We start from the raw sequence: 6,715 nt of genomic DNA on the forward strand, positions 1-6,715 counted from the left end.
TTCTGTATTTTGGCAAGGACGTACTTCTTCCTCTAGCAATCGCAGTGCTGTTGACGTTCGCGTTGGCTCCCATCTCCTCTCGTCTTCGAAAGCTTGGCATGCCGCGTATTGCGGCGGTCATAGTCACTGTCGTGATCGCTTTTCTTGTCCTCGTCCTGTTCGGGCTTGTCGTAGCGGGACACGTAGCCGAAGTCGCCCAGAACCTTCCGGCCTACCAAGGCAACATCATAGCAAAAATTCGGTCTCTCCAGGAAAGTGGAACGGATAGCGGTATTGTGCGGCGCCTGACATCAGTCGTTGAGAGCGTCGGTCGTGAGCTCAGCAACGCCGAGGAGCGCCCAGTTGCTCCCGGTACCGCATCAAGACCAAGGGAGCCTGTGCTCGTTGAGATATTCGCGCCGAGTAGACCAATTGAAACGCTGACTAGCCTGATTGGTCCGCTGCTCGGCCCCATCGCCTCATTGGGCTTGATCATCGTCGTCGTAATATTCATGCTTTTAGAGCGGGAAGAGCTTCGCGATCGCTTTATCCGGCTCGTTGGCTATGGCGATCTGCATCGCACAACAGAAGCCATCCAGGAGGCAGGTAGCCGCGTCGCGCGGTATCTTCTTATGCAGCTGGTGGTGAACTGCGCCTACGGCGTCCCATTGGCGCTCGGACTATGGGCGGTTGGCATTCCAAATCCAGCGCTCTGGGGGATGCTAGCCATCGTCCTTCGATTTGTCCCTTATATCGGGCCTGTAATCGCGACGGTTCTGCCGCTGTTCCTGGCCTTTGCAGTTGACCCTGGCTGGAGCCTTGTTCTCTGGGTTGGGGCCATCTTCCTCGTGCTGGAATTGACCAGCAACAACGTCATCGAGCCCTGGCTCTATGGTTCTCGCACCGGCCTCTCTCCGCTGGCAATCATCGTCGCGGCGATTTTTTGGGCATGGCTGTGGGGACCAGTCGGTCTTGTGCTGTCCACGCCGCTGACCGTGTGTCTTGCAGTGTTGGGCCGGTATGTCCCGCAGTTCGAGTTCCTTGAGGTCGTTTTTGGTAGTGACCCGGTGCTCGATCCCAAGGAGCGGCTGTACCAGCGGCTTCTTGCCGGCGATCCCGATGAGGCGACCGACTACGCTGAGGAATTCCTCGAGGAGGATTATCTGGAGGATTACTATGGCAAGGTTGCCATTCCCGCCCTTCTACTCGCGGAGAAGGATAGGCGTCGAGGCGTCTTGACTGCGGAGCAGATGGAACAGGTGTTCGGGACCGCCATCACACTGGTCTCGAACCTCGCGGAAATCGCGGAGGAAGAAGAGCAGGAAGAGGAAGAGGAACAGAAGGAGACGGAAGCGGCAGGTCGGCCCAGCCCTCCCAAGGAAGGGAATGGGGATGAAAGCGAACTACCTGACGGACGGGGCAAGACCGTCTTTTGCGTCGGAGGCAGGGGCCCGCTCGACGACGCGTCGGCTGCGATGCTTGCCCAGATTCTTCAGGTACAGGGAGCCGAGGTGGTCGCAGCGAGGCATTCTGACATCCCCAATCGCCGCGCCATGAGCCTCGTTCCGAAACAATCGAACGCCATCGTAGTTTGCTTCCTCAACGAGGACTCGGCAAGGCACGCCACCATACTTGTTCGTCGGTTCAAGCGCATATACCCAGCCATTCGCGTCGGCGCGGTCCTTTGGGTGGAAAACCAGGAGGAAAGGCAGCCGCCCGCGCTTGGGGAGGCGGATTTCGTTGCCACGACCTTGACCTCGGCTGCCCGCGAGGCACTCGCCGATGCACCACCATCGTTGGTGACGCCCGCGCGCAAGATTCGTACCAGGCGGTCCTTGAACAAGACAGGCATAGCCGCCGCGCGCTCCGGGATTTAGGTGTCCAAGGGGCGGTCAGGCGCCATAAGATGCGCCAGTCAGTCGGCAAGACCAAGCTAACAATAGTGAGCAAATCGTGGGCAGTTCCCGAAGCAGTAAAGCCTACGACCGTGCGACAAGCCCACCGGTTGCTAAACTTCGCAAATCAGCTCACTTTTCCCTTCCATGGAGATAGCGAGACCTTCCATCGGGCAGGATCAACCTGATCGCCACATGCGTTGCCAGGATGCAATCGACGCCGCGTTCCGTGATCTGCTCGAAAGAGCTACCGCAGCGGGATGGTCGGAGCGCGAGGTCTTCGTTGCGGTTATCGATCTCGCGGACAATCATATGCTCTCGATGTCGGCGAACGAGGAGATGAACGCCCTCATTGAATTGTTGAAGCGCATGACCTGATCTTTGAGCCGACGAGGGTTCTCACCGGCCGGAACATTCGGCCTTTAACTCGATTAATCTACCTCCACATAGGAGGAAGCAATCATGGACCACACCAACCACGTCCGCCTCACGACTTCGGAACTTACCCCTGCCGTCCTCGAAGGTGCCACCATCTATGGAGCCGACGATCACAAGGTCGGCAAGGTCGATCATATCCACGGGGCGGGCGCCGGCGGCTCCGCGGTCATCGACGTCGGAGGCTTTCTGGGTATCGGCGCGAAGCCTGTTGCAGTTCCGATCTCGGATCTTGAGTTCATGCGCGATGAAGACGGCGACGTTCACGCGGTTACGAACTGGACCAAGGACGAGCTCAAGCAGATGCCCGCGCACCGCGACTGAGCGTAATCACATGATGCCTTCCGTCCTGGGGTAGTCGTTGACGCTGCCGGGCGGAAGGCCCATCTGTTCGCACATGGCAAACCCAAGACCACCGACGATGCGGAGCTGATCAAGGAGTGGCCCCTATCGACCGCAGCCACGCTCGGATCATCCGTTCGCGCGAAGGGGATTCTGATGGAAATTCGCGCACGTCTGCCTTTGGCGGTGAGAAAGTCGCTCGAAATCGAGGCGGGTGCTCTGACATTGGCGATGGCTGAAACGGCTAAGAGTGCGTTCCGTGCTGCTTCTCAGTTGTTTCCGACGTGCTCGAAGACATCGAAACCTTGCCTGTGATCCCTCCTGAAATCCAGGATATCCTGACGAGCTCTACTACCGAGAGACATCGCTGGCTCAGCGACGGACGCTTGCGCAGCGCTGGAACCCGCACGGTGAAGCTGCGTGGGCGGGCGAGGAAAATTACCTTCCACGTATTTGACCCGCGCGTGGTGGAGGACATCCTCGACCGAGACCTGGTGACAGTCTGGCGCGAATAGGATGCTGAAGCTACGGTCGAGAAACGACGCGTTCGCTGAAGACCAAGGCCAAGACCCCTTCGAAACCTGATGCCGACCCCGACGATGCGTCACGTTCGAAACCTCTCGGCTGCGAAGAGTTCAGTCGCGATGGGTTGCTCCGCTAAGGCGGCGGAACCTCTGCAACGCAGTTTTCGATCCCTTCCCAATAGTCGCCGAAGGCATTTCGGCGAACTTGAAGATCAGGTCGGCATTACAGACATGGAGGCCTCCACCCCTCCATCGGCATGCTGCAATACAGCCTTGCGGAATATCTCCTTCGCGAGGAGGACGTGACCGTTAAGACTGTCACCGAGGGAGTTCCGTGTCTTCGGCGACTTGCGGACGCCGACGAGGGATCTACATTCCCCGGATGAAAATCTTCGAATCCGGCGACGGCTCTCAGCGGAATTCGCTTCGTGAGGTGCTGCGAAGCCTCGACAGGGCCGACGGCAGACAGGCGATCGCCTTTCGGCTGGTATTTGCTGCCATTGACGTTGCCATTCTCGCCTTCTTCCTGCTCGGCCCGTACCTGCGATCCGGTCCGTCCTATCTAATTATCGACTATGCGATAGCAGTGTGGATCGCCGCCGAGATGGTCGGCCGGGCGGTCGCCGCATTCTCTGTGCGTGAGTGGATTCGGCGGCCGATGACCTGGATCGACTTCGTGGTGCTGGCCACGCTGTTGCTGCCGGACCTGCTCTTCAATTTCGCTTTCCTACGGATCATGCGGTTCTGGGCGATCGGCACGAGTCCGCTGCTCAAGGACTTGCTGCGCAAGGCCGGCTACTTATACCTTCTCGACGTCGTCCGGGCGGTGATCAATCTCCTTGTGTTCCTCTTCATGGCAACCGGGTTCGTCTATACGTCCTTCTTCTACAACAGGGAGGGAGGCGAAGGATTCGTCGATGCGCTATACTTCACGGTCGCGACGGTAACGACGACGGGATTCGGGGACATCACGCTTCCCGGAACGCTGGGCAAGCTCACTTCCGTTGTGACGATGATCGTCGGCATCTCGTTATTCGTCAGGCTTGCTCAGGCAGTCGTCCGCCCTCACAAAGTGACCTATCCCTGTCACCGATGCGGCCTTCAGCGCCATGACGCCGACGCCGTTCATTGCAAGGCGTGCGGAGACGTCTTGAACATCCCGGACGAGGGATCGTGACCGTCGATCCTGGCTAGACGATACGGTAGGATTTGCACGCAGCCGTTGTCTAAGAGGGCGCCTCAAGAACGTGACGCGGTTGACGCCACCCGATAGCCAGCTCGACATCTCCAGCGCATTGTCGCGTGTTGATGTCAGAATCACAAAGTGCGGCCGCTTCGGCCCCATCTCAGTGAACTGGCGGCGGAACACGTCGATGTCGATGTGCGTGACTGCGCCGGAAGAGCGAAATCCACGCGCTGGTCGATGAAGACTGGCTCCCCGACAGGTGCAGTTGGCGAACCGAACAAGATTTCAGAAGGCTGATCTCTTCTCAACTGTGTGAGGTCCACCTACCCGTTCAACCCCTTCGGTTCTTGCACGCCATTTGATCTTCCGCTTCTCGTTCCGACCTTCCAAGCAGGTATTTGCTCGTCGAAACCTTTGAGCTGTCGCGGGCCGAGAGCGACCAATAAAATTTCTCCACGCACGGATTGCGCTACAGCGTGATCGACGAGGATTTGCTGATCGGCGGCGGACGAACAGAGTCGCGATGCCAGGTTCACGACATGTCCGATCGCGGTGTAGTCAACACGGGCTTCGTAACCAATTCGGCCGACTGTCGCCCATCCCATCGCCAGTCCGATGCCGAAGCCAATCGCATGACCGAGCAGACGCCATTCGGCGATCAGGCGCTGGATGGCGTCCTGCATGTCGATCGCCATCTCAACAGCACGAAGTGCCGGGTCTGCGCACGGTACCGGCGCGTTGACGAGCACCATCAAACCGTCTGCCGCGAAGTTGGTCAGCGTGGCCTCGTAGCGTGTGATGATCGTGCCGAGCGCCTCATAGTACTCGCGCAAGACCTGCATGATCTCCTCGGGTTCGGCATGCGCCGAAAAAGCGGTGAAGCCACGTAAGTCGCAGAATACAGCGACGACTTCCGCGCGCTGTCCGGCGAGCACGCTCTCGTCGCCGGACTTTTCGACGAGTTCCGCGACCTGCGGCGCGAGAAAACGCTTCAGCCGTGCAATTCGCTCTGAACGATCCCGCGATACGGCGAGTTCTTGCGCCATTTCATTGAACCGGTCCGCCAGTCGTTCGAATTCGTCTCCTGTGGCGATGTCGATACGGTGCTCGAACTGTCCAGCACCGATTTTCTCGGTGCCTTCCTGCAGCAGGCGGATTGGTCCGGTCATCCGCCTGGCAAGCCAGTAGGCAAGCGCCGATGCGAAGATGGCGGCGGCGAGCAGCAAGCCACCCGTCCGCCACAATGACGCATACAGCGGTGCGAAAGCCTCGGCCTGCGCCTGCTCCACGAACACGGTCCAACCGAGATTGGGGATCGCCGCCATGGCGGTCACAACCGGTTCGTTCTCGGCGTTGCGGGCCGTGGTCGCCTCTCCCCCTGCGGCGGCGATCTCGTCCCGCAATCTGGTGAGGGCCGCCGCTGTCTTCTCGTCCGTGCCCTGCAACACCTTGCTAATGTCGGGGTGGGCGATGAGCCGGCCGGTCCGATCGAGAACAAACGCCCGGCCACGATTCCCGACGCGAATTTCCGAAACAACCGTCCAGACAAGCTTCAGGTTGATTTCGGCGACGACGATGCCACCTGCCTTACGGTTTCCGGCCATGGCCATGGTCATGAACGGTTCGGAGCCGTCGCGAAAAGTGACTGGCCCAAACCATGTGCCGTTCGAACGAACTCCCAAGACAGCAGGATCGCCAGAGCGATCCGATCCCCCTTCCATCCTGTTCAAGTCGATACGGGAGACATGCAGCCGTTCGACGCCGACATCGTCAACAAGGGTGATGCTGGCGATCGCCGGGGCTAGGCGCATCACCCGCAGTGCATCGAGCCGATGGTATGCCTCGGCATCAGCGGTCCAGGCTTGCTGGACCGTCCAACCCAGTTGATCCTTGATGCCGTCGAGAAAGCTCTGAATTTTGCCGGCCGCCGATGTGGCCTCCACCCGCAATAGAGCGCTGAGCATTGCACGCTGGTCGCGATAGCCGAACCAAGCGTCGCCGATGCCGCTAATAGCCAGCGGAACAATGACCGCAGCGAAGAAGGCGAGGAAGTACTTCCGGAACAGCGATCGGCGCATCGGGGCGGCTTGAAGCTGGATCGAACGCCGCACACCATCCTCACTCGATGACTTCATCAGCCATCAGCAAAACGGTCTGCGGCAGCACGATCCCGAGTGCCTTTGCCGTCTTCAGATTGACCGACAAGTCGAACTTCGTCGGCTGCTCGATCGGCAACTCCCCAGGCTTGGTTCCTTTCAAAATGCGATCGACATAATAGGCGAGCCGATGTTGCATTACACCATAGTCCGCCGAATAGGCCATCAGGCAGCCGTCTGCGACGTACCACGAGCCCC

At 59.3% G+C, this 6,715-nt stretch carries 6 protein-coding genes and 2 pseudogenes; 5 read left to right on the forward strand and 3 right to left on the reverse strand.

Annotation, left to right across the window (positions count from 1 at the left end):
- Window positions 1-2: 2 nt before the first annotated feature.
- The 5 genes and pseudogenes from AC1D1Z_RS32040 (at window position 3) to AC1D1Z_RS32060 (ending at window position 4,352) form a co-directional block, all read left to right on the forward strand.
- Entirely contained in the window at window positions 3-1,856 is a 1,854-nt protein-coding gene (locus AC1D1Z_RS32040) for an AI-2E family transporter (protein WP_477852865.1), read from the forward strand.
- A 213-nt stretch (window positions 1,857-2,069) separates the two neighbouring features.
- Window positions 2,070-2,252, forward strand: a complete 183-nt coding sequence (locus AC1D1Z_RS32045) for a hypothetical protein (protein WP_018448446.1) — start codon at window positions 2,070-2,072, stop codon at window positions 2,250-2,252.
- Window positions 2,253-2,336: 84 nt separating this feature from the next.
- A complete protein-coding gene (locus AC1D1Z_RS32050) occupies window positions 2,337-2,633 on the forward strand; it encodes a PRC-barrel domain-containing protein (protein WP_130653687.1) in 297 nt (98 codons plus the stop codon).
- Between the two features lie 63 nt (window positions 2,634-2,696).
- A pseudogene (locus tag AC1D1Z_RS32055) lies at window positions 2,697-3,312 on the forward strand (hypothetical protein).
- Window positions 3,313-3,557: 245 nt separating this feature from the next.
- Window positions 3,558-4,352: a potassium channel family protein gene (locus tag AC1D1Z_RS32060; RefSeq protein ID WP_018246385.1), complete on the forward strand. Its 795-nt coding sequence runs from the start codon at window positions 3,558-3,560 to the stop codon at window positions 4,350-4,352.
- 72 nt (window positions 4,353-4,424) lie between these two features.
- Here the strand turns inward: AC1D1Z_RS32060 and AC1D1Z_RS32065 are convergent.
- From AC1D1Z_RS32065 to AC1D1Z_RS32075, 3 genes and pseudogenes are all read right to left on the reverse strand, one after another.
- Window positions 4,425-4,556: pseudogene (locus tag AC1D1Z_RS32065) on the reverse strand (alpha/beta hydrolase); the annotation flags it as partial.
- A gap of 128 nt (window positions 4,557-4,684) precedes the next feature.
- The gene (locus tag AC1D1Z_RS32070; protein WP_157213707.1) at window positions 4,685-6,496 is read right to left on the reverse strand and encodes an adenylate/guanylate cyclase domain-containing protein; all 1,812 of its coding nucleotides are present in this window, start codon (window positions 6,494-6,496) and stop codon (window positions 4,685-4,687) included.
- Window positions 6,480-6,715, reverse strand: a 236-nt coding sequence (locus tag AC1D1Z_RS32075; RefSeq protein WP_477852868.1) for an ABC transporter substrate binding protein, incomplete at its 5' end; no start/stop codon positions are given. The genes AC1D1Z_RS32070 and AC1D1Z_RS32075, both read right to left, overlap by 17 nt.

This window comes from Rhizobium sp. P1_E1 (assembly GCF_056406015.1).